Below are 20,000 nucleotides of genomic sequence, written 5' to 3'. Positions count from 1 at the left end.
TGCATTAACGCTAATCGGTTTAATGCTGCGAGTATTCAGTTGGCTGGATTGAGGCTAATTGGCAGGATAAGAACCAGCCGCCGCAACCCTGGAACTGACTCATCTCATGGCTGACCCGAGGTTGTCATTCTTAGGAATTGTCCATCCGAGCGGGGTGGGTGGGCCGGGACGAATTCGGCCAGCTAATTCAAGGCTCACAGTTCCTCAACGAGACCACGGTGCGCCGCCGCGAGTTTCACCTCCGGCACGTTGGTATGCACAGCCGCCACTGTGACCGCGACCTCCCGGTCTCGGCATTCTCCCTCGATAGTTAATCGCTCGACAGGCTACGCGGCTATTGCCGCGAGTGCGACCGCGAGAAATACTTGCAACGCCAGGCGGTAAAAGCTGCCCCGGTACTAATTCGTGAATGACGCCAATTATGTCGGCAAATATGGCTAGAGGAATTTGTCGTTTCTATGGCTGCCTATGCGGCTTTTTGTTCACGAAGCAGCTCTTGCATTTCGGCGGTCACTGCATTTAGCGCCAGTTGGACCTCTACCGCTTTTCTCTGCCATTCTTCGTTCGATTCGTCCTCCACGAACGCGCGCAACCCTGCATCGTCACGCTCGACGGCACCCAGCCAATTCTTCGGCAACCGCTCCGCTCCTAGCGCGCCGACCAGTGCCGCCGCCTCGGCGCCCATGTCCTTGCTCTTTTCCTTGTCGACATGACCGCCACGACGGCGAATCTGCCCGAGACGCAATAGCGATTCACGCTCAAACATGAGCTTCGCTTGCCTCACAGCGTGTTCGCGGTCCTTCGCCGCGATTGACCGAGCGTTTCGCCGATCCAACGCCGACACAACCAACGCGACAATGGACGCGCCAACAGCAACCACCACGGCGGCCGTCTGAACCCAAAGGGTTATCTCTTCTGTAGTCATAGCTGAACCATAGGAGATACCGCCGACATTTTGGGCTACCTATGTGCCGTCCTGCTTGCGCCATGGCGTCCTGCAACGTGTCCAACATGAGCTCTCACCATGCGTGTGCCGCCGATATGGCAAGGTACGCATGGCGCGGACACAGACCAATGCGAGGCTCGCCGGGACCTTGCCCGGTGCCGTACCGTCGTTTCTTTACTCGCCGAGACCTACATCGACCGCAGACCGCTCGCCGAGAATGCGCTTCGTAGGCTGTTGCCCGTCCGCGCCATCAGTAGGGCTGGACAAGTGCTCACCAAGACAGAACCGGGTGTCCAGTACAAGTTCCGATATGTCTAGCTCACCAGGTTCTCGGCCTCTTGATCGCAACACTGACTTTGCCGCACTCACTACAAGTTTCTTAGCCGTTCCTACCGCCCGGGGTGCGGGTCCAGATCGGCGAGCGCTCGCTCAATCCGGCGTAAATGCTCGTGGATGACGGCACCAATAGCATCGGGGAAGAACCGGTCGCTTCGGCTTTCACCCGCTTGCGCGATGACCTGCGCCCCTTGACCACTTTGAGCGGCGTGGACCTGCAATTCGTCGAGCCGCCCAAGAACGGCAGGGCGTTGCCCGGCGAGGTGGCCCATGCCGCCCGGGCCATCGTGCGCGGTCTGGCCCTGGCGATGATGGAGCAGGAAGACATCCAGCGGATCCGGGTGCAGTGGAACTGCGACGGCGAGAATTTGCTGATCAATGTCCGCGACGATGCACGCGGCGGCATCGATCCCTCCGCGGCGGCCTTGGACCGCCTCGTGCGGCGTGTGGAGGCATTGAACGGGCTGATCGAGATTGAGGTCATGGGCGGATGGGGCACGGAGGTCGCGGTGCGGCTGCCGCTGGATGCCCCGCCGTCGGCCGTGACGGAAATCGCCGAATGGAGCCTGGGTGGCCGGGAATTCGAGGTCCTGCAGCTCCTGGCAGCGGGGCAGCGCAACCGTGCTATTTCGCAGGCGCTGGGAATCAGCGAGAACACGGTGAAATTCCACGTGCGCAATCTCTTCAAGAAGATGGGCGTCAGCTCCCGCGCCCAAGCTGTCGCGCTGGCGCACAGCCATGGGGTGGCCAGCTCCACGTAGCCTGCCGGCATTGATGCCCGCCGACGGCCGGCCGCGCTCTTCGCCATGATCCGTGGCGTGTCATTTCATGATGTTCCGGAGCAGGAAATTGCTCCACGGTCTCCAGCCACGGCCTGCCGCCCATCGGGCAAGCAATGGCAGGCATCATCCCGACGGTGAATCCAAGCTCTAGCAACTATGGGCAACGAGGTGCAGGATAGATTCCATGGATCCACAAGATGCTTTGATTCTTCCTGATGTCACCGCTTGGCGCGCGTGGCTCGACGAACACGAAGAAACCAGCGATGGCGTTTGGCTGGTAGTGGCAAAGAAGGGAACGACTTCCCCCACGTCGCTCGCTGTCGCACAAGCATTGCCCGAGGCGCTTTGCAGCGGATGGATCGATGCCATCCGTCGCAAACGCGATGAGACGACCTTCCTCCAGCGCTACACTCCCCGCCGGAAGAACTCTGTCTGGTCCCAGAAGAACACTGAATTCGCCCAGGAATTGATTGATCAAGGACGCATGCGGCCACGGGGCTTCGCGGAAATCCAGAAGGCCAAGGAAGATGGACGGTGGGAGCGTGCCTACCAAGGCCAGGCCACCGCCCAGGTTCCTCCGGATTTGCAAGAAGCGCTGGATCGCTCGGCCGTGGCGGCCAAGAACTTTGCGGCCTTGAAATCCCAACCGCGCTATCACATCCTGCATCAGCTGATGATTGCCCGAACGGAGAAAACGAGGACCGCCCGCTTGGCCCGATTCGTTGCAGAACTTGAGCGAGTTCCGGAAGGCTGATCCTTTCTCCGGTCCATCACTACGCGGATGGTGCTGCTGAGCGCTAGCTTCTGGAACGGTATATCGCTTCGGCGATCATGGCGCCAGCTTGCAGAATCGCTGCCGCAAGAATGACTAGCGCGGCTGCAGTGCCCCCTCCAAGAATCAGCATGACTACTCCGACAAGGCCCAAGGTCCAGGCAATGAACATTGCTCCTGTAGTCATTCCCAGTCCGGCCTGTCGAGTTTTCTTCACGCTCTGAGTCATATCGCCAGTTTAGACGCAGGGCTGAGCTCTGGGGAAAATGGTTTCGGGAACTGATCATTTTCGCGGGGGCCTTGGTACCGTGGAATTCAACGCCCGGGCAACCCCGGCAAAATCTCATCTCACGATTGGACTCATGGTTTGCGTGTATTAGTTCCGTGGCAGAGCTTGGTCGACAGCATGCAGATTCCCGGGGTCGAAACCGTCTTGTGGAATATCAATGATGGCGAGCCTCCAGCAGCTGATGTGCTCGTTACCGAGCGGCCGCTGGATCCTGCGCATCGCTCGCGAGTCAGCAGAATCCCGGGGCTCAAGCACGTGCATCTGCTATCCCTCGGCTACGAGTGGGTGCTGGAGCATCTCCCCGGCGAAACAGTCTTGTCGAATTCCCGCGGCGCGGTGGAAGACTCCACCGCTGAGCACTGCCTCGCCCTGGTACTGGCCGCATTGCGCGAGCTCCCTGCGGCCATGGCCTCACAGAAAGAGCAGGAATGGCCTCGCTTGTGGACGTCCTCGCTTTTCGGCTCCAATGTCGTGGTGCTCGGAGTGGGCGGTGTTGGCACGGCCGCTATTGAACGGCTCAAAGCTTTCAAACCAGCCAGAATCACCGGAGTCGCCAGTTCCCCGCGAATCCTGGATGATGGCACCAATGTTGTCGCCCTGCGCGATGCAGCTGAGCTCCTGCCTGATGCAGATGTCGTCATCTGCACTCTGCCGCACACACCCCGGACCCAAGGCCTTATAGATGCAGGATTCCTCCAGCGCATGCGCGACGGCGCACTGCTGGTGAATGTCGGCCGCGGCCCTATTGTGAACACCGCAGATCTGCTCGACGAGCTGCGCTCGGGACGCCTGCGCGCGGCTCTGGATGTGACCGATCCCGAGCCGTTGCCCACGGGCCATCCGTTGTGGACCGCGCCGAACTGCATCATTACGCCGCATATGGCTGGTGATACCTCGGAATTCATGCGGTTGGTGTCGGATTTGGCGACGCAGCAAGTTCAGCTGCTATCCACCGGTTCGGCACCGCACAACATTGTTCGCCGCAACCTTGGCTAGGCCCTGCTTGCCGCCAAGGAACGCTCGACAATTTCATGAACCTTGTCGACGGTAATCGGAGCCAGGGTAACGCCGAGGGGTCCATGCCCCGCTGCTACTGTCAGGTTCTCGTATTTGCGTTGCCCAATGATCGGCACGCCGCTTGCAGTCGTCGGCCGAGCACCCTGCCAACGGCTAAGTTCCGGCAAATGCCTAAGCTCTGGCAGCAATGCTTCCGCACCGTGGCGCAGGGCTGAAATATCCGAATCCGCTGGCACTGCATTGCTCATGCCGCCAAAACGCATTCCGCCCGTAATTCGCACACGTCCAGGCATTGGACTGATGACCACATGATCTTCCATCCCCATCAAGGCACGGCTAACCAAGCGGTCCTGATCTTCCAGAGTCACCGACCAGCCGTATCCAGGCTCAACTGGCACCCTGACTCCCAAGGCCTTGCCGGTTTCACGGCTGGAGGCTCCCATTGCCAATACAACGTGTCGCGCCGAGACTTTCCCGGTGTCCGTGACCAAGGTGTGCAGGTTGGATCCGGTGGCTTCGTAGTCGATGACTTGACCTGCCTAACATCTTCAAGGGCACTGGGATGTCCTGGCAAGATCTGGTGGTTGCTGTCGGCGTTCACGAGCACTTTACCAACTAGGCGACAGCGAACAGGGATTACCCAACGCCGTTGTTCGGATGATTTCCGCCATTCCGCATTTTGCGCAACTGCCCAACGGCACTGGACGTTCGTGGCCCCGAAACGAAGTTGCACCAATTCGCGTGGCTTCTCTTGCTCGATCGCCTAGGCTAGTTCATACGATGGAAACTAGAGCACAGACACATCAGACCGGCGGCCGCGACCGCGCGATCGCCGAACGGAATCGCACCGGTGAAGATGAGTTCCGCGTAGACATTGAGCGCATCCGCTTCTCCCCGTACTTCTCCCGGCTGTCCTCGGTGACGCAGGTGATTCCCCAGGCGGGTTCAGGCACCCTGGTCCACAACCGATTGACCCATTCGCTGAAGGTTTCGGCGGTGGCCCGTTCCATCGCCATCGGCCTCCGAAGGCGTGACGAACCTACTAGGCGACTAATCTCCGACTTAGGAGGGTGCGACCCGGTAGTCGTCCAAGCAGCGGCAGCGGCCCACGATCTGGGCCACCCGCCCTTCGGGCATCTGGGAGAGCAGGAACTCGACCGGGTCGCCCGCGATACCTTGGGGCTTCCTGATGGGTTCGAAGGCAATGCACAGACCTTCCGGATCCTGACCGCCCTCGATAGCTGCGATGCCACACCGCGCGGCATGAACCTGACTCGCGCGGTTCGCGCGGCTGTGCTCAAATATCCCTGGACGCGCAATGAATGGCGCAGCCAGGCCCCGGTCGCCCCGCAGTTGCTCCCCCGCGGCGTCGGCGCGAATCCGGCTGCTGGCGCAATGAAGTATTCGGCCTACGATATCGAGGCCGAGGAAATGGACGATGTCCTTTCGGTCTTCCCGGGCATCGGAAAATACCAGCAGACGCTGGAAAGCTCGGTTATGGATATCGCAGACGATATCGCCTACGCGGTTCATGACCTCGATGATTTCTATCGAGCTGGCATATTGCAATACACCAGCGTCTCCGCTGAACTGCGGGCGTGGCTGGATCAGTCCGTGCGCTTCCAAGCCCTGAAGGCTCCAGAGCTGGACCAGCGGCAGCCGGGCCACGCGCTGGAAATTACGTGGCGCCATGTCCTGGCGAAGGATCCCTGGATTGCCAATCCAGAGGCATTCCGCGCCTCGGTGCAACGGGTCGGCCATGACCTCGTCGATGGCTTGCTCGCAGTTCCCTACGACGGCGGCCTGCAGGCGGACCGTGCGGTTACCGCCTTCACTCGGCGATGGATTGACCGGTTGCAGGAATCGATCACCGTTGAACGCACGCCTAATGTGCGCAGCGGCCATATCCGCTTGAGCGATGAAGCATGGCATGACGTCGTAGTACTCAAGTTCGTCCATGCCCGCTTCGTCTTGGACCGTTCGGACCTGGCGGTCTACCAGCGTGGGCAAACGCGAATTATCCGTTCCCTGGCAGAAGGCTTCAACACCTGGCTCAATGATCCGGAGGATGCAGGGCGTGCACCGCGACGTTTGCTGGACTCGGTGGAAGCTACCACCGAGGAATACCGCCAGCTGCGCGAGAGCACCCCGGAGCTGTTCTCGCAGTCCGGCCCGCAAGAAATCCAGCGGCTGGGCCAAGCCCGGGCCATCGTCGATTACATTGCTTCCTTCACCGATGCCCAAGCCGTCTCGTTGAATTCACTGCTAACCGGCACCTCGGACAATCTCTGGGAAGCCGGCCGCGGGCTCTAGCGGCCGGGTGCGGCATGTTTCATGCCGCGAGAGCCTGCTGGGACAGTTCCTCGCGCACGATCTGGGTCATCATCGACTGTGTCAGATGCGGATTGATCCGGGCGCTGAAATGCCGCGACATCAGGATGGCCATCCGGTTGGCTGCTTCGTTGTGCCGATTTCCATCGTGTCCTCGAACCCAGCGGGCTCGGGTGCGCCCGGTACGAAGTTCAAGACTCTCGCGCAGCTCATGATGGACCTTCACAGTGCGCTGCCGTCCTTGCACAAGATCATTGACCGCTTTCACCAGGGCACGGCTGTCGCTGAAAATTGTCAGGTCCGAATCGAGCGGGGCGTGGGTCAGCGCCAGCAGTGCGCCAGTGGTTTCTGCCAGCAGGGTGTCCTGGACGTAGTGCTTCGGCGAAATTGCGCAGGCCCAATGTCCTTGCGAGGTCACCATCGCTCCAGCGCTGCGGAACTTCCTGTTCCGCGGCACCGAACCGTCTGTATAGGCAATGACTGGAAGGTTCGCTGTGTAGTCCTGTACCAGCGGGGCCAGCGCCTGGCTATTGGCCTCGTTGGCAACGCCCAGATCCAGCCCGAATTGCCACGACGGATTGAGGCAGAAAACGGGATTCATCGATAATTCTGCCATTCCGAGGTCGTCATAGTCCGGGACCAACAGGTCGATCGATGATGGCTGCGAGATTTTGCAGGTACCGGAGAACTCCGCGATAGCCTGCAGGATGGTCTGGTCCAATTCCCCGTTGACAGCAGTACCCGTGAGAGTCAGCAATGGACGGTTCACGAAATCGCACAAGGTCAGTGCAAAATCGAAGTGGAGACCGTGCATGCTTCGCTGGGCGAGGTGCTTTTCCTCGACAATCCGCTCCGCAAATGGAACGTACTGCTGCTTCTTACCGTGGGCATCGCGAATGAACGCTGAACGTTCGAGAACGGCGATCAGCCGCGAAGGCTGCGGCTGCCGCTGTGCGCCAGCCAATCTCCGCACGCCATCCGGTTCAAGCGCAATGGGCATCTGCGGACGTGGAACTGACACCAGCATTGAGATTCCTCCTGCCTGTTTTGTTGATGTCAGGCGATCCTATCGACTGGCACCTACGATTTAGCCCCGGGTCTGAATGTTCTGGTGCGGGCACCTGGTGAGGATATCGCGGACTTCGGTTTCCATGAACCGGCCGTGTTACTTCGCCTGGTAGCCAGCGCCGGTCTCGAACAGGCCGACCCGAGCCAGCGGCAGATCGATCGACAGGATCTTGGCCGAGGTGGCCAGTGCCACCATCGGAAACGGGTCGGCCAGATAGTCGTGCAGCGCGAAACATATTGAATAATGGATTCTTTTGCCAAAAGGATTCACTGAGGAATACGCCCCGCAAGTCGAACTCCTGATCCGGCATATCCGTTCAAGCAAGGCATTTATCTGCCGTGTTAAATTCATTGATCGCCACTCATTTTCACGAGTGGCGATCAATGGCATCGGTTCAATGACCGAGATCTGAAGCTTAGAGACCCAGGCTGCGGATAAGTTCTACCAAGGCTGCAAGAAGTTCGCTCAACATCAAATTACCTCATTCATTTTCGTCTTATCTATGTTTCGTGTTGGTACGAGCCACTCGTTCCGACACGTATAACCCTAACTCAACATGGTTCTGACAAGAGCAAATTTAGAGAATATTAGAAACTTTTTACACGGATGCAATGAACGATTTACATTAGAATTCTTGACTGCCGTACCAGCGACTGCTACTTGCCAGTTGGTAACCAGCTCGCATTGCCTCCGACTTGCCCTATGGATACTGGCCTGCCGCCAGAATTCATGCAATCACTCACCGACCTTAATGGCCCGGGCAATTTCCTGATAACGGAATTAACCTGTCCACTATCAGCTCCAGGAATTTCAGGAATCAACGGCGAAAATCGCAAGAAACCCGGAAAATGATTGTCCAGTTGCTGCCGCGCTAGTGGAACAACCAGCGAGGAACTGACGACCGAGGCTTCATCGCGCGTTAAAGCAGCTGGCCCCAATCCTCACTGAGGATTGAGGCCAGCTGATTGGCTGCAAGGACTACTTGGTCAGCAGTTCAAGAGCCTTGTTCAGGGTTGCGCTTGGGCGCATGGCCGCTGCGGTCTTGGCTTCGTCTGGGCGGTAGTAGCCACCCAGCTCGACAGCCTTGCCCTGCACCTCGGCCAGCTCGGCAACGATGACTTCTTCATTCTCGCCCAGTGCCTTGGCAACTGCGGAGAAGGCCTCGGCCAGTTCTGCGTCCTTGTCCTGCTTGGACAGCTCTTCAGCCCAGAACTTGGCCAGGTAGAAGTGGCTGCCGCGGTTATCCAGCTCGCCCACCTTGCGCTTAGGCGACTTGTCTTCCAGCAGGAAGGTGCCGGTTGCAGCATCGAGGGTATCGGCCAGCACCTGGGCGCGGGCGTTGCCGGTGGTCACTGCCAGGTGCTCGAAGGAAGCACCCAGGGCCATGAACTCGCCCAGCGAATCCCAGCGCAGGTGGTTCTCGTTCACCAGCTGCTGCACGTGCTTCGGAGCCGAGCCGCCGGCACCGGTCTCGAACAGGCCGCCGCCAGCCAGCAGCGGAACGATCGAGAGCATCTTGGCCGAAGTGCCCAGTTCCAGGATCGGGAACAGGTCGGTCAGGTAGTCGCGCAGCACGTTGCCGGTCACCGAGATGGTGTCCTCGCCCTTGCGGATGCGGTCGATCGAGTACTGGGTCGCCTCGACCGGAGAGAGGATCTCGATGGTCAGGCCCTCGGTGTCGTGCTCCTTGAGGTACTCGTTGACCTTGGCGATCAGCACTGCGTCATGGGCGCGGTTCTCATCGAGCCAGAAGACAGCCGGGGTCTGGGAGGCGCGGGCGCGGTTCACTGCCAGCTTCACCCAGTCGCGGATGGCTACATCCTTGGTCTGGCAGGCGCGCCAGATGTCGCCAGCGAAGACCTGGTGCTCGATGAGCACTGCATCGTTCTCGTCGACGATCTGCACGTGGCCGTTGCCAGCGATTTCGAAGGTCTTGTCGTGCGAGCCGTATTCCTCGGCCTTCTGCGCCATCAGGCCGACGTTCGGCACGGTGCCCATGGTGGTCGGGTCGAACGCGCCGTTGGCACGGCAGTCGTCGATGGCCACCTGGTAGATGCCTGCGTAGGAGGAATCCGGCAGTACTGCCAGGGTGTCTGCGGTGTTGCCCTTGGCATCCCACATCTTGCCGCCCAGGCGGATCATGGCCGGCATCGAAGCGTCGACAATCACGTCCGATGGAACGTGCAGGTTGGTGATGCCCTTGTCGGAATCGACCATGGCAACTGCCGGGCCCTCTTCCAGGCCCTTGGCGATCAGCTTCTCGACGCCGGCGCGCACCTCGTCGGACAGCTCGTCCAGGCCGCCGAGGATGGCTGCCAGGCCGTTGTTCGGGTTCAGGCCGGCTGCTGCCAGCTCGTCGCCGTAGGTTTCGAACAGCTCGGAGAAGTAGGCCTTCACCACGTGGCCGAAGATGATCGGGTCGGAGACCTTCATCATGGTGGCCTTCAGGTGAGCCGAGAACAGCACGCCCTCTTCCTTGGCGCGGGCCACGGAGTTCTTCAGGAACTCGGACAGGGCCGCGGCGTGCATGACGGTGCCGTCGATGACTTCGCCGGCCAGCACGTCGAAAGGCTTCTTCAGGACCTTGACTTCGCCGTCTTCGCCGACGAAGCGGATCGAGATCTTCTTGTCCGCGTCGATGACTACGGACTTCTCGTTGGCAGCGAAGTCGTCAACGCCCATGGTGGCCACGTTGGTCTTCGAATCAGCGGCCCACTCGCCCATGGAGTGCGGGTACTTGCGAGCGTAGTTCTTCACGCTCAGCGGTGCACGGCGGTCCGAGTTGCCCTCGCGCAGGACCGGGTTCACAGCCGAACCCTTGATCTTGTCGTAGCGCGCGCGGACATCGGTCTCTTCATCCGAGGTCGGGTTATCCGGGTAGTCAGGCAGCGCGTAGCCGGCAGCCTGCAACTCGGCGATGGCAGCCTTCAGCTGCGGGATCGAAGCCGAGATGTTCGGCAGCTTGATGATGTTTGCATCCGGGGTCTTGGCCAGGTCGCCAAGTTCTGCCAGAGCATCACCGATGCGCTGCTCTTCGGTGACATAATCCGGGAAGGTAGCGATGATGCGACCAGCCAGCGAGATGTCGCGGGTCTCAAGTTCCACACCGGCGGTCGAGGCGAAGGCCTCCACGATTGGCAGGAACGAGTGGGTCGCCAGCATAGGCGCTTCGTCGGTGTGGGTGTAAATAATCTTTGCCATAGGTGTGGCGTCTCCCTGAACGTCGTGCGGAAGCGGTGTTACCGCCCTGAACTCAACGTTCCAAATCTACCTGATTTTGCTCTGCACCACACTTTGCGGCAGCGGGAAATACGCGCGGCAACGCCGTTTATTCACCGAAATGCCGGGCTGGACAGCCTGCAAGCAGTTCGTCACATTTAAGTTAATCAGCGATAACTCAACAGAGTTATTCGCTATTCGGCTCTTCCGCCGGCCAGCGCTTCGAGATTCGCCATGGCCTCATCGAAGAGCTCAACTGGATCTGCAGGCTCCCCGGCGCGTTCCGCCTGGCCGAAGCTCTGCCAGGCCACGCGCCAGAGGGCGGCCAAGGCTTCGCCAATCATCAAGGCGGGCATGGCCGGCACCAGCCCGCGGCGGCGCAGCTCCTGCGAGGTGGCAGCGCAGAAGGCTTGATCTTGCCGGGTGATGGCCAATAGCAGCTTCGGCTCCGTGGCAATCAACCGGGAAATGCGGCGGTATTCATTGCCGCGGATCTCGGCAACAAGGATCCGGCGGCATTCGTTGGCCAGCAGCCGGAAAATCTGCGCGCTCGTGGAGCCGTCAGCGATGGGGCATTCGGTCACGGCCTGGATCAATTCATGCTGCGCCGGCACCATGGCCGCTTCCCTGGATTCGCAGTAGCGGAAGAAGGTCCGCTCGGAAATGCCGGCCCGGGCAGCGATCTGCCCCACCGTCACCGATTCCAGGCCATGGAGTTCCACCAGGTCCAGGGTTGCTGCCCGGATGGACTGGATCGTTGCCTCTTTGCGTTCCTCGCGAATCCCCATGGCGCTCTCCGATGCTCCGGACTGCCTGTGCTGCGCAGGCCTCGTCCACCAAAATTGTTTCCTGTCACAGTCTGACAGATTCGCTTACGAAAAAGTGGCAGAGTGTGACAGTATTTAGCGGTTGACACTCCACAGGAAGAAGACTTCGTGACTACAAATCCCCCTAGAACCAGCGCCAAGCCAAGCGCGGCGCCCGCCGGGCAGCTTTCCGCCAAAACCCTGACAGGCATCATCGCCTCGCTGGCCCTGGCCGCTTTCATGATGATCCTGAACGAGACCGTGCTCACGGTAGCGCTGCCCGGCATCATGCAGGACATGGGCATTTCGGCGTCCACCGGCCAGTGGCTCACCACCGGATTCCTGCTGACCCTGTCGGTCGTCATCCCCACCACCGGCTTCCTGCTGCAGCGCTTCGCGCACCGGTCGCTGTTCTTCTTCGCCATCATCAGCTTCATCCTCGGCACCGTCATCGCGGTGCTGGCGCCGAGCTTCGGCTTCTTGCTGCTGGCACGCGTTATCCAGGCCGTCGGCACGGCCATCGTCCTGCCCTTGCTGATGACCACCACCTTGACGCTGGTGCCCGTCCACCAGCGCGGCACCATCATGGGCCTGAACTCGATCGTCATCGGCGTCGGCCCGGCTATCGGGCCTACCGCCTCGGGGGCCATCGTGCACGCCTTGGGCTGGCACTACATCTTCATCCTGATGCTGCCAATCGCCGTGGCGGTCCTGGTACTGGGCGCCATCTTCTTCAAGATCCCTTCCAGTGCACGCAAGATCAAGGTGGATTCCGCTTCGGTCCTGCTATCCGCCTTGGCCTTCGGGTTCCTGGTGTACGGCATTTCCAGCATCGAGCATGCCGCGGATAACGCCACGATGACCATCGCCAGCTTCGCCATCGGCCTGGTGGCCCTGGCACTGTTCATCATTCGCCAGGTCAAGCTGGCCGCCAGCGGCCGCGAACTGCTGAACCTGACCCCGTTTGCCTCGCGCAGCTTCAGCTTCGCGATCGCGATGATCATGATTGCCTTCGGCACCCTGCTCGGTTCGCTGATGATTGTGCCGATCCTGCTGGAATCCGGGCAGGGCGTCGACTCGCTGCAGATCGGCATCATGCTGCTTCCCGGCGGACTGGCACAGGCCATCGCCTCGCCGATTTTCGGGCGGATCTACGACAAGCGCGGTCCGCGCCCGGTCCTGATCCCCGGCGCCGTGTTCCTGGCCGCCGGGCAGTGGATGTACGCGACTGTGACCGCGCAGACCGAATTGTGGATGTTCATGCTCTGCCACATCGTCTTCTCCATCGGACTGGCGCTGCTGATGACCGGTCTGATGTCCTCCGCGATGGCTTCGGTGGATCCGCGCCTGTTCGGCCATGGTTCAGCGATCTTCAACACCGCGCAGCAGCTGGGCGGTGCCATCGGCACCACGGTCTTCGTGACCGTGATGTCGCTGCTGTCAAAGGTCCAGCTGGACGCCGGGTCCGAGCTGGCCGAGGCCTTGTTCTCTGGCGCGCATATCTCGTTCATCGTCGGCGCCGTGCTGGCCACGATCGGGATCGTCTTCGCCTTCATGATCAAGGGCGAGAAGCCGCACGCGAATCACTGAGGCGCCACTTCGGCGTTGCTGGCCCTCAAGGCCTGGATGCGCAGACGCTGACCTCCGGGAAAGCGGCAGGCGTCCCGGATAAATATAGTGTTCAGCCCGAGCGGAGGAATTCCTGGTGGAATTCCTCCGCTCGGGCTTCATTTGTCCTTGGAGGCACCCCGGGCTGTCGGCCGCTTCCTTGTCCGTTGGGTTCTGGGCAGTTGCATGGCTACGGCGACCTCATAAGTTCCCCCAACGCGAGGCTGGCCACGAAACCGCCTGGTTCGCGATCTTCAAGCAGCGACCGCGGCTTGGGCGCAACTAAATTCTTGAGAAGTTGGTTTTAGGGTGCCATTACCCCTTGTCCGGCCCTCGGACCGGGCCGAGAACCGACCCACGTTCTGCCCATCACGGCCTTCTCGCCTTGCCTGCAAGGTGATAGCTTGAAGGCCAATCAGGGAAAACCAGAAGCCTTGGTCTTCCTCACCCCCGGGTCACCGGGCAGCCAGACAGGGGACACAACATGGCAGCATTGCCGGAAACCGATATGAGCGATCTGGCCATTGCCTCGCGGGCAGTGCTCAGGCCGATCTCCCGGATTGCCGAGGCGGCCGGAATCCCGCAGGACGCGCTGGAGCCCTACGGCAAGTACAAGGCCAAAATTGATCCTGCCCTGCTGCCGGCCAACGGAAGCCGGCCCGGAAAAGTCGTCCTGGTCAGCGGCATGTCCCCGACGCCGGCAGGGGAAGGCAAATCCACCATGGTGGTGGGCCTGGGCGACGCGCTGGCTGCCACCGGGACCAAGACCATCATCGCGCTGCGCGAGCCCTCAGTCGGCCCGAGCTTCGGGATGAAGGGCGGAGCCACCGGCGGAGGCCAATCCCAGGTGCTGCCCATGGACGAGATCAATCTGCATTTCACCGGGGATTTCCACGCCATCACCAGCGCGAACAACCTTCTCATGGCCATGCTCGACAACCACCTGCAGCAGGGCAACGAGCTGGGCATCGACCCGCGATCCATCACCTTCAAGCGGGTGCTGGACATGAACGACCGCGCATTGCGCCACGTGGTGATCGGCCTGGGCGGTACCGCCAACGGGGTGCCGCGCGAAACTGGCTTCGAAATCACCGCCGCCTCCGAAGTCATGGCTGTTTTCTGCCTGGCCACCGGGCTGGCGGACCTGCGCGCCCGGTTGGGCAGGATCACCGTCGGATACACCTACGCCAAGACCCCGGTCACCGCCGATGACCTGGGCGCGGCGGGTGCGATGGCGCTGCTGCTCAAGGAAGCCATCAAGCCCAACCTGGTGCAGAGCATCGGGGGCACTCCCGCGCTCATCCACGGCGGGCCTTTTGCCAACATCGCCCATGGCTGCAACTCGGCCATCGCCACCAACACCGCCCGCGCACTGGCCGACGTGGTGGTGACCGAAGCCGGCTTCGGCACCGATCTGGGCGCCGAGAAATTCATGGACATCAAGGCCCGCTACGCCGGGTGCCCGCCGGACACGGTGGTCATTGTCGCCACCGTCCGCGCACTGAAGATGCATGGTTCGGTGCCCAAGGAGGAGCTGGGGGAAGAAAACGTCGAGGCCGTGCGGGCCGGGCTGCCGAACCTGGAACGCCACGCCTCGATCGTCTCGAAGTTCGGCATCCAGCCAGTGATCGGCATCAACCGCTTCACCACGGATACCGACGCCGAGCTGGAAGCGGTCACCGGCTGGGCAAAACAGCAGGGCATTGCCTGCGCCATCGCCGATGTCTGGGGCCAAGGCGGCTCCGGAGCAGACGAGCTGGCCGCCATGGTGCTGCGGACTATCGGGGAACCGGGCAATTTTGCCCCGCTGTACGAGCTGCAGCAGCCGGTCGAGGACAAGATCCTGGCCCTGGTGCGCGGCGTCTACGGGGGCGAAGGCGTCGAGTACTCCCCCAAGGCCCGGAGGATGCTCCAGCAGATCCACGACAATGGCTGGTCGCACCTGCCGGTCTGCATCGCCAAAACCCAGTACTCCTTCTCCGATGACCCGCAGCTGCTAGGCGCCGCCAGCGGCTTCACTGTGCAGGTCCGCGAGCTGATCCCCAAGACCGGTGCCGGATTCATCGTGGCCATCACCGGGGCGCTCACCACGATGCCGGGACTTCCGAGGGTGCCAGCGGCCCTGCACATGGATGTCGACGAGCACGGCAACGCCATCGGACTGTCCTAGCGGCCGGGCAAGGCCACGGGGATCGCCGGCGTGCCGGGATTCCACGGCGGGCGAACATGGTAATTCCCTGATCGCACCGCTTTTCGCCACGATTCACGGCTAGGCTATGTGAACCAGCACCCGATAGCTGGCAATCAAGCAAGGCACGGATGAAGGGAAATAACCATGGGAACCGAAAACCACGACGAAACCACAGGTCCAGCTCAGACTCCGGACCCGGAGGGCAAGAACACTACTGTCCCTGATCCGGATGCGGCCCAGAACGCGCCTATTCCGTTCGGGCATGAAGATTCCGACGGCGAAGAAGGCCAGTAGCCGCACCGCCAGCCACAAGACCTGCCCGAGGCCAGGATTCCGCAAGGATTCCTGGCCTCGGGCTTTGCTATTCCACGTGCAAAATGCCTGATCAGATGACAGATGGGAGCACCACTCCAGCGGAACTCCGGGAAGCGATGCTCAAAAACCCTGCCAAGATTGTTGAACAATTACCGAAAGTGGGGCATTCTTTTACCAAGAGGTTTTCACGAGACGGGGATCACAATGCCATACATAGACCTGAATTCAGACGTAGGCGAGTCGTTCGGCAACTGGACGATGGGCGACGACGCCGCCATCTTCACCTCCGTGTCTTCGGCCAATGTAGCTTGCGGGTTCCACGCTGGAGACCCCAGCACCATCGCCCAGACCTGCCGCGATGCGGTCAGCGCCAACGTCACCATCGGAGCCCATGTGGGCTACCGCGACCTGGCCGGTTTCGGCCGCCGCTTCCTGGACTGCTCGGCCACCGAATTGGCCGATGACGTCCTCTACCAGCTTGGAGCCCTGCAAGCCCTGGCACGCGCCGCAGGCAGCGAAATCAAGTACGTCAAGCCGCACGGCGCCCTGTACAACACCATCGTGCACCACCAGGTGCATGCCCAGTCCGTCATCGATGCCATCAAGGCCTTCGGCACCGACCTGCCGGTCCTGCTGCTGCCAGGTTCTCTCGCCCTGCAAAAGGCCGAAGCCGCTGGCCTGCGCGGCGTCGCAGAAGCCTTCGCCGACCGCAACTACACCCCCGAGGGCACCCTGGTCTCCCGCCGCGAATCCAACGCCGTATTGCACGACCCCGCGCAGGTCACCGAGAACATGGTCCGCCTGGCCACCGAAGGCACCATTGTTGCCGTGGACGGCAGCACCATCAAGATGGAAGCCGAGAGCATCTGCCTGCACGGGGATACTGCCGGTGCAGTGGCCATGGCCAGCGCCGTGCGCGCAGGACTGGAACATGCCGGCGTGCAGATCCGGAGCTTCGCGTGAGCATCCGCGCCATTCACCGGGCAGGTTCCCATGATCTGCTTATCGACCTGGACTCGCTCGATGCTGTCTTGGCGCTCAACGCCGCCTTGGAAACCTCTCCCCTGTCCGGACAGCGCGACCTCTTGGCCGCCGCGCAAACGGTACTGCTGAAATTCGATTCCGCGCAGAGCGCCGAACGGGCCATGGCAGCACTGCCAGAACTTGAAGTAGCTTATGCACTCCACGCTGCGGGCAAGCTGGTTGAAGTACCAGTGAATTACGATGGCGAAGACCTCGCCGCCGTGGCCGGGCTGACCGGGCTGAGCACCGAAGCTGTGATCAATGCGCACACCAGCCAGAGGTGGCGTGCAGTATTTGGCGGATTCGCTCCCGGCTTCGCCTATCTGCTCGGCGAAAACCAGGACTTGCATGTCCCGCGCAGAGACTCCCCGCGCACCAAGGTGCCCGCCGGAGCGGTGGCGCTCGCCGGTGAGTACTCGGCCGTCTATCCGCGCCAATCCCCCGGAGGCTGGCAGCTGATTGGACATACCGATCTGCAAATGTGGGATTTGCAGCGCGAAAATCCTGCATTGATCCGGCCGCAGGATACCGTGCAGTTCGTCCGGGCCACCCGGAAAATATCGGTGAGCCAGGCACCCGCCGCACAAGACGAAGCATCAGGGCAGGCACTTGCCGGTGGCCTGAGAATCATCGACGCCGGCCTGCAGTCCCTGCTCCAGGATGCCGGACGCATCGGCTATGGCAACCTCGGAGTTGGCGTCGCAGGAGCCGCAGACCCGGCCGCCTTCCACCAGGCCAACCGCCTGGTGGGCAACCAACCAGGCCAAGCCGTGATCGAGAACCTCGGCAGCCGCATCACCGTTGAAGCCGAGCAAGACCAAGTGCTGGCGCTCACCGGCGCCGAAGCAGAACTCTGGATCACCCCGGCCGAAGACGACCAGGTCCGCACCCCGCGCCAGGCCGCGGCCAATGCACCGTTCGCGCTGCTGCACGGCGAGCGCCTGGAGGTTGAACCCGCCGGCCGCGGGCTGCGCAGCTACCTTGCGGTGCGCGGCACCATCGAGCAGGAACCGGTCCTCGGCTCGCTGTCTACCGACACCCTTTCCGGAGTCGGTCCCCAGCCTTTGCAAGCCGGTGGCTTGCTGCCGGTGAACCGCCCGTATCTGGGCCACATCGTTGGCAACAGCGAACCGAGCACCCTGCCGGTCCCAGACGATAACGGCGTGTACACGCTGCGCGCCATGCCCGGTCCGCGTGCCGATTGGTTTGGCCAGGCGGGCCTGGACCAGCTCGCCGCCCAGATTTGGGATGTCACCAGCGAATCCAACCGCGTGGGTGTACGCCTGGATACCGGGCAGCAGCCGCTGCAGCGCGTCCGCTCCGGGGAACTGGCCAGTGAAGGCGTAGCCCGCGGATCCTTGCAGGTGCCGCCCTCCGGCCTGCCGGTGCTGTTCCTCGCAGATCACCCGGTCACCGGCGGCTATCCGGTGATCGCCACCGTCATTGCCGAAGATCTCAGCGCAGCCGCGCAGCTTCCGCCCGGAAGCAGAATTCGATTCGAACTCCATCCCGCTGCCAGCCACGCGGCATCAGACGCCTAAGGAATTGCCATGAAAAAAGTTCTCATCGCCAACCGAGGCGAAATCGCGGTCCGCATTGCCCGGGCGGCCACCGACGCAAATATTTCGTCGGTAGCCATCTACTCGGACCCGGATGCCGACGCCCTGCACGTGCGCCGCGCAGATGAAGCGTACCCGCTGCACGGTTCCACCGGTGCGGACACCTACCTGGATATCGAGAAGATCATCGAGATTGCCAAGCGCTGCGGCGCCGATGCGGTGCACCCCGGCTACGGTTTCCTCTCGGAGAACGCGAACTTCGCCACCGCCGTCATCGAAGCCGGCATGAGCTGGATTGGTCCGCCTCCCGCGGCCATCGAAGCACTGGGCAACAAGGTCACGGCCCGGCAGATCGCGGTGCGCGCAGGTGCGCCGCTGGCCCCGGGCACCGACGGCCCGGCAGCGGACGCCGGCGAGGTGCGGGCCTTCGCTGAAGAGTACGGCGTGCCGGTCGCCATCAAGGCGGCCTTCGGCGGCGGTGGCCGCGGCATCAAGATCGCCTACTCGCTCGATGAGATCTCCGATGCTTTCGAGTCCGCCACCCGCGAGGCCACCGTGGCCTTTGGCCGTGGCGAGTGCTTCGTGGAACGTTTCCTGGCCAAGCCGCGCCACGTCGAGGCCCAGGTGCTGGCCGATACCCACGGCAATGTGGTGGTCGTCGGCACCCGCGACTGCTCCTTGCAGCGCCGCCACCAGAAGCTGGTGGAAGAGGCGCCTGCCCCGTTCTTGACCGATGAGCAGCGGACCAGGATCCACGAGTCCGCGAAGGCGATCTGCAAGGAAGCCGGATATGTCGGGGCCGGCACCGTGGAATACCTGGTGGCCCAGGACGGGTTGATCTCCTTCTTGGAAGTCAATACCCGTTTGCAGGTGGAGCACCCGATCACCGAGGAGACTTCCGGCGTCGATCTGGTGGCCGAGCAGTTCCGCATTGCCGATGGCCTGCCGTTGTCCATTACCGAGGACCCGCAGCCTACCGGCCATGCCATCGAATTCCGCATCAATGCCGAGGATCCGGCTCGCGGCTTCCTGCCTGCGCCCGGCACCGTGGAGCGGTTCGAAGCGCCAACCGGCGCCGGCGTGCGCGTGGACTCAGGGGTCCGTAGCGGCTCGGTCATTCCGCCGTTCTACGACTCGATGATTGCCAAGCTGATTGTGCGCGGTGCCGACCGGAACCAGGCGTTGCGCCGTGCCCGCCTGGCGCTGGAAGAAATCAGCATTGCCGGTGTACCTACGGTCCTGCCATTCCACCGCGCCGTCATCGAGCACGAAGCGTTCAACGGCGAATCCCTGGGCGTCTACACCACATGGATCGAGGACGAGTTCCTCAACGAGGTGGAGGCCAGCGACGAGATGGATCTGGACCAGCGCGATACCAGCCGTGAAACCATCACCATAGAGCTCGATGGCAAGGCCGTCCAGCTGGGTCTTCCCGCTGCACTGACCAACGCGTTGCGCAATACCCCCGGAGCCGGCACCGCCGCCGCCACCCAGGATGATGCTGCCGGCGAGGTCGATGCCGCCGCGGTACCCAGCACCATGGACGGGAACCTCGTCCGCTTCGCTGCAGAAGATGGCAGTGCAGTCGCCGAAGGGCAGAGCATTGCCATCGTCGAGGCGATGAAGATGGAATCCACCATCACCGCGCACCGTGATGGCATCTTCCGTGCAGCGGACTTGAGCGCAGGGTCAGCCGTACGCCGCGGCGACACCTTGGGCACCATCGGCTAGCGTCCA

Annotated in this window: 17 protein-coding genes; 10 read left to right on the top strand and 7 right to left on the bottom strand. The window is 61.9% G+C overall.

The genetic code is table 11. The features are described 5' to 3' along the window. Positions 1-466 precede the first annotated feature (466 nt). Positions 467-925, bottom strand: coding sequence for a hypothetical protein (locus tag CQ012_RS06390; RefSeq protein WP_105661660.1), 459 nt, complete (start codon positions 923-925; stop codon positions 467-469). Positions 926-1,389: 464 nt separating this feature from the next. On the opposite strand from CQ012_RS06390, the gene CQ012_RS06385 reads away from it, so the two are divergent. Together CQ012_RS06385 and CQ012_RS06380 are read left to right on the top strand one after the other, a co-directional pair. Beyond that, positions 1,390-2,043: a helix-turn-helix transcriptional regulator gene (locus CQ012_RS06385; protein ID WP_502692948.1), complete on the top strand. Its 654-nt coding sequence runs from the start codon at positions 1,390-1,392 to the stop codon at positions 2,041-2,043. A 205-nt stretch (positions 2,044-2,248) separates the two neighbouring features. Then, on the top strand, positions 2,249-2,818 hold the full coding sequence (locus CQ012_RS06380) for a YdeI/OmpD-associated family protein (protein ID WP_105661659.1): 570 nt from the start codon (positions 2,249-2,251) through the stop codon (positions 2,816-2,818). A gap of 43 nt (positions 2,819-2,861) precedes the next feature. Here the strand turns inward: CQ012_RS06380 and CQ012_RS17390 are convergent, their stop codons facing one another. After that, a complete protein-coding gene (locus CQ012_RS17390; protein ID WP_146112916.1) occupies positions 2,862-3,065 on the bottom strand; it encodes a hypothetical protein in 204 nt (67 codons plus the stop codon). Between the two features lie 138 nt (positions 3,066-3,203). Between CQ012_RS17390 and CQ012_RS06375 the strand changes: the two genes are divergently transcribed. Continuing rightward, entirely contained in the window at positions 3,204-4,121 is a 918-nt protein-coding gene (locus CQ012_RS06375; RefSeq protein WP_146112915.1) for an NAD(P)-dependent oxidoreductase, read from the top strand. Here the strand turns inward: CQ012_RS06375 and CQ012_RS06370 are convergent. Beyond that, positions 4,118-4,669, bottom strand: a complete 552-nt coding sequence (locus CQ012_RS06370) for an NAD(P)/FAD-dependent oxidoreductase (protein ID WP_286134612.1) — start codon at positions 4,667-4,669, stop codon at positions 4,118-4,120. The two genes, CQ012_RS06375 and CQ012_RS06370, sit on opposite strands and share 4 nt — an antisense overlap. A gap of 253 nt (positions 4,670-4,922) precedes the next feature. Between CQ012_RS06370 and CQ012_RS06365 the strand changes: the two genes are divergently transcribed. Then, positions 4,923-6,455, top strand: coding sequence for a deoxyguanosinetriphosphate triphosphohydrolase family protein (locus CQ012_RS06365; protein ID WP_105661656.1), 1,533 nt, complete (start codon positions 4,923-4,925; stop codon positions 6,453-6,455). Between the two features lie 19 nt (positions 6,456-6,474). Here CQ012_RS06365 and CQ012_RS06360 read toward each other — a convergent pair whose 3' ends face one another. From CQ012_RS06360 to CQ012_RS06350, 4 genes are all read right to left on the bottom strand, one after another. After that, positions 6,475-7,494, bottom strand: a complete 1,020-nt coding sequence (locus CQ012_RS06360) for an RNase H family protein (protein WP_181149024.1) — start codon at positions 7,492-7,494, stop codon at positions 6,475-6,477. Positions 7,495-7,638: 144 nt separating this feature from the next. Continuing rightward, on the bottom strand, positions 7,639-7,812 hold the full coding sequence (locus tag CQ012_RS17860) for an NADP-dependent isocitrate dehydrogenase (protein WP_498724228.1): 174 nt from the start codon (positions 7,810-7,812) through the stop codon (positions 7,639-7,641). Between the two features lie 708 nt (positions 7,813-8,520). Then, positions 8,521-10,743 carry an NADP-dependent isocitrate dehydrogenase gene (locus CQ012_RS06355; protein ID WP_105661654.1) on the bottom strand — a complete coding sequence of 741 codons (2,223 nt, stop codon included), beginning with the start codon at positions 10,741-10,743 and terminating at the stop codon, positions 8,521-8,523. A 212-nt stretch (positions 10,744-10,955) separates the two neighbouring features. Beyond that, entirely contained in the window at positions 10,956-11,549 is a 594-nt protein-coding gene (locus tag CQ012_RS06350; RefSeq protein ID WP_105661653.1) for a TetR/AcrR family transcriptional regulator, read from the bottom strand. A 147-nt stretch (positions 11,550-11,696) separates the two neighbouring features. Between CQ012_RS06350 and CQ012_RS06345 the strand changes: the two genes are divergently transcribed. The 6 genes from CQ012_RS06345 (at position 11,697) to CQ012_RS06325 (ending at position 19,994) form a co-directional block, all read left to right on the top strand. Next, positions 11,697-13,157 (top strand): MDR family MFS transporter, encoded by a 1,461-nt coding sequence (locus CQ012_RS06345; RefSeq protein ID WP_105661652.1) that lies wholly within the window; start codon positions 11,697-11,699, stop codon positions 13,155-13,157. 502 nt (positions 13,158-13,659) lie between these two features. Then, a complete protein-coding gene (locus CQ012_RS06340; protein ID WP_105661651.1) occupies positions 13,660-15,345 on the top strand; it encodes a formate--tetrahydrofolate ligase in 1,686 nt (561 codons plus the stop codon). A 165-nt stretch (positions 15,346-15,510) separates the two neighbouring features. Beyond that, positions 15,511-15,660, top strand: a complete 150-nt coding sequence (locus CQ012_RS17570) for a hypothetical protein (RefSeq protein WP_181149023.1) — start codon at positions 15,511-15,513, stop codon at positions 15,658-15,660. A 225-nt stretch (positions 15,661-15,885) separates the two neighbouring features. Beyond that, a complete protein-coding gene (locus CQ012_RS06335; protein WP_105661650.1) occupies positions 15,886-16,644 on the top strand; it encodes a LamB/YcsF family protein in 759 nt (252 codons plus the stop codon). After that, positions 16,641-18,245: a 5-oxoprolinase subunit B/C family protein gene (locus CQ012_RS06330; protein WP_105661649.1), complete on the top strand. Its 1,605-nt coding sequence runs from the start codon at positions 16,641-16,643 to the stop codon at positions 18,243-18,245. Before CQ012_RS06335 ends, CQ012_RS06330 begins: the two co-directional genes overlap by 4 nt. Before the next feature lie 9 nt (positions 18,246-18,254). Then, complete coding sequence (locus tag CQ012_RS06325) at positions 18,255-19,994, top strand: acetyl/propionyl/methylcrotonyl-CoA carboxylase subunit alpha (protein ID WP_105661648.1); 1,740 nt, start codon at positions 18,255-18,257, stop codon at positions 19,992-19,994. Positions 19,995-20,000 lie beyond the last annotated feature (6 nt).

The organism is Arthrobacter sp. MYb214, from assembly GCF_002979865.1.
Classification (GTDB): domain Bacteria; phylum Actinomycetota; class Actinomycetes; order Actinomycetales; family Micrococcaceae; genus Glutamicibacter.
This window is presented reverse-complemented; position numbering and strand designations above follow the sequence as displayed.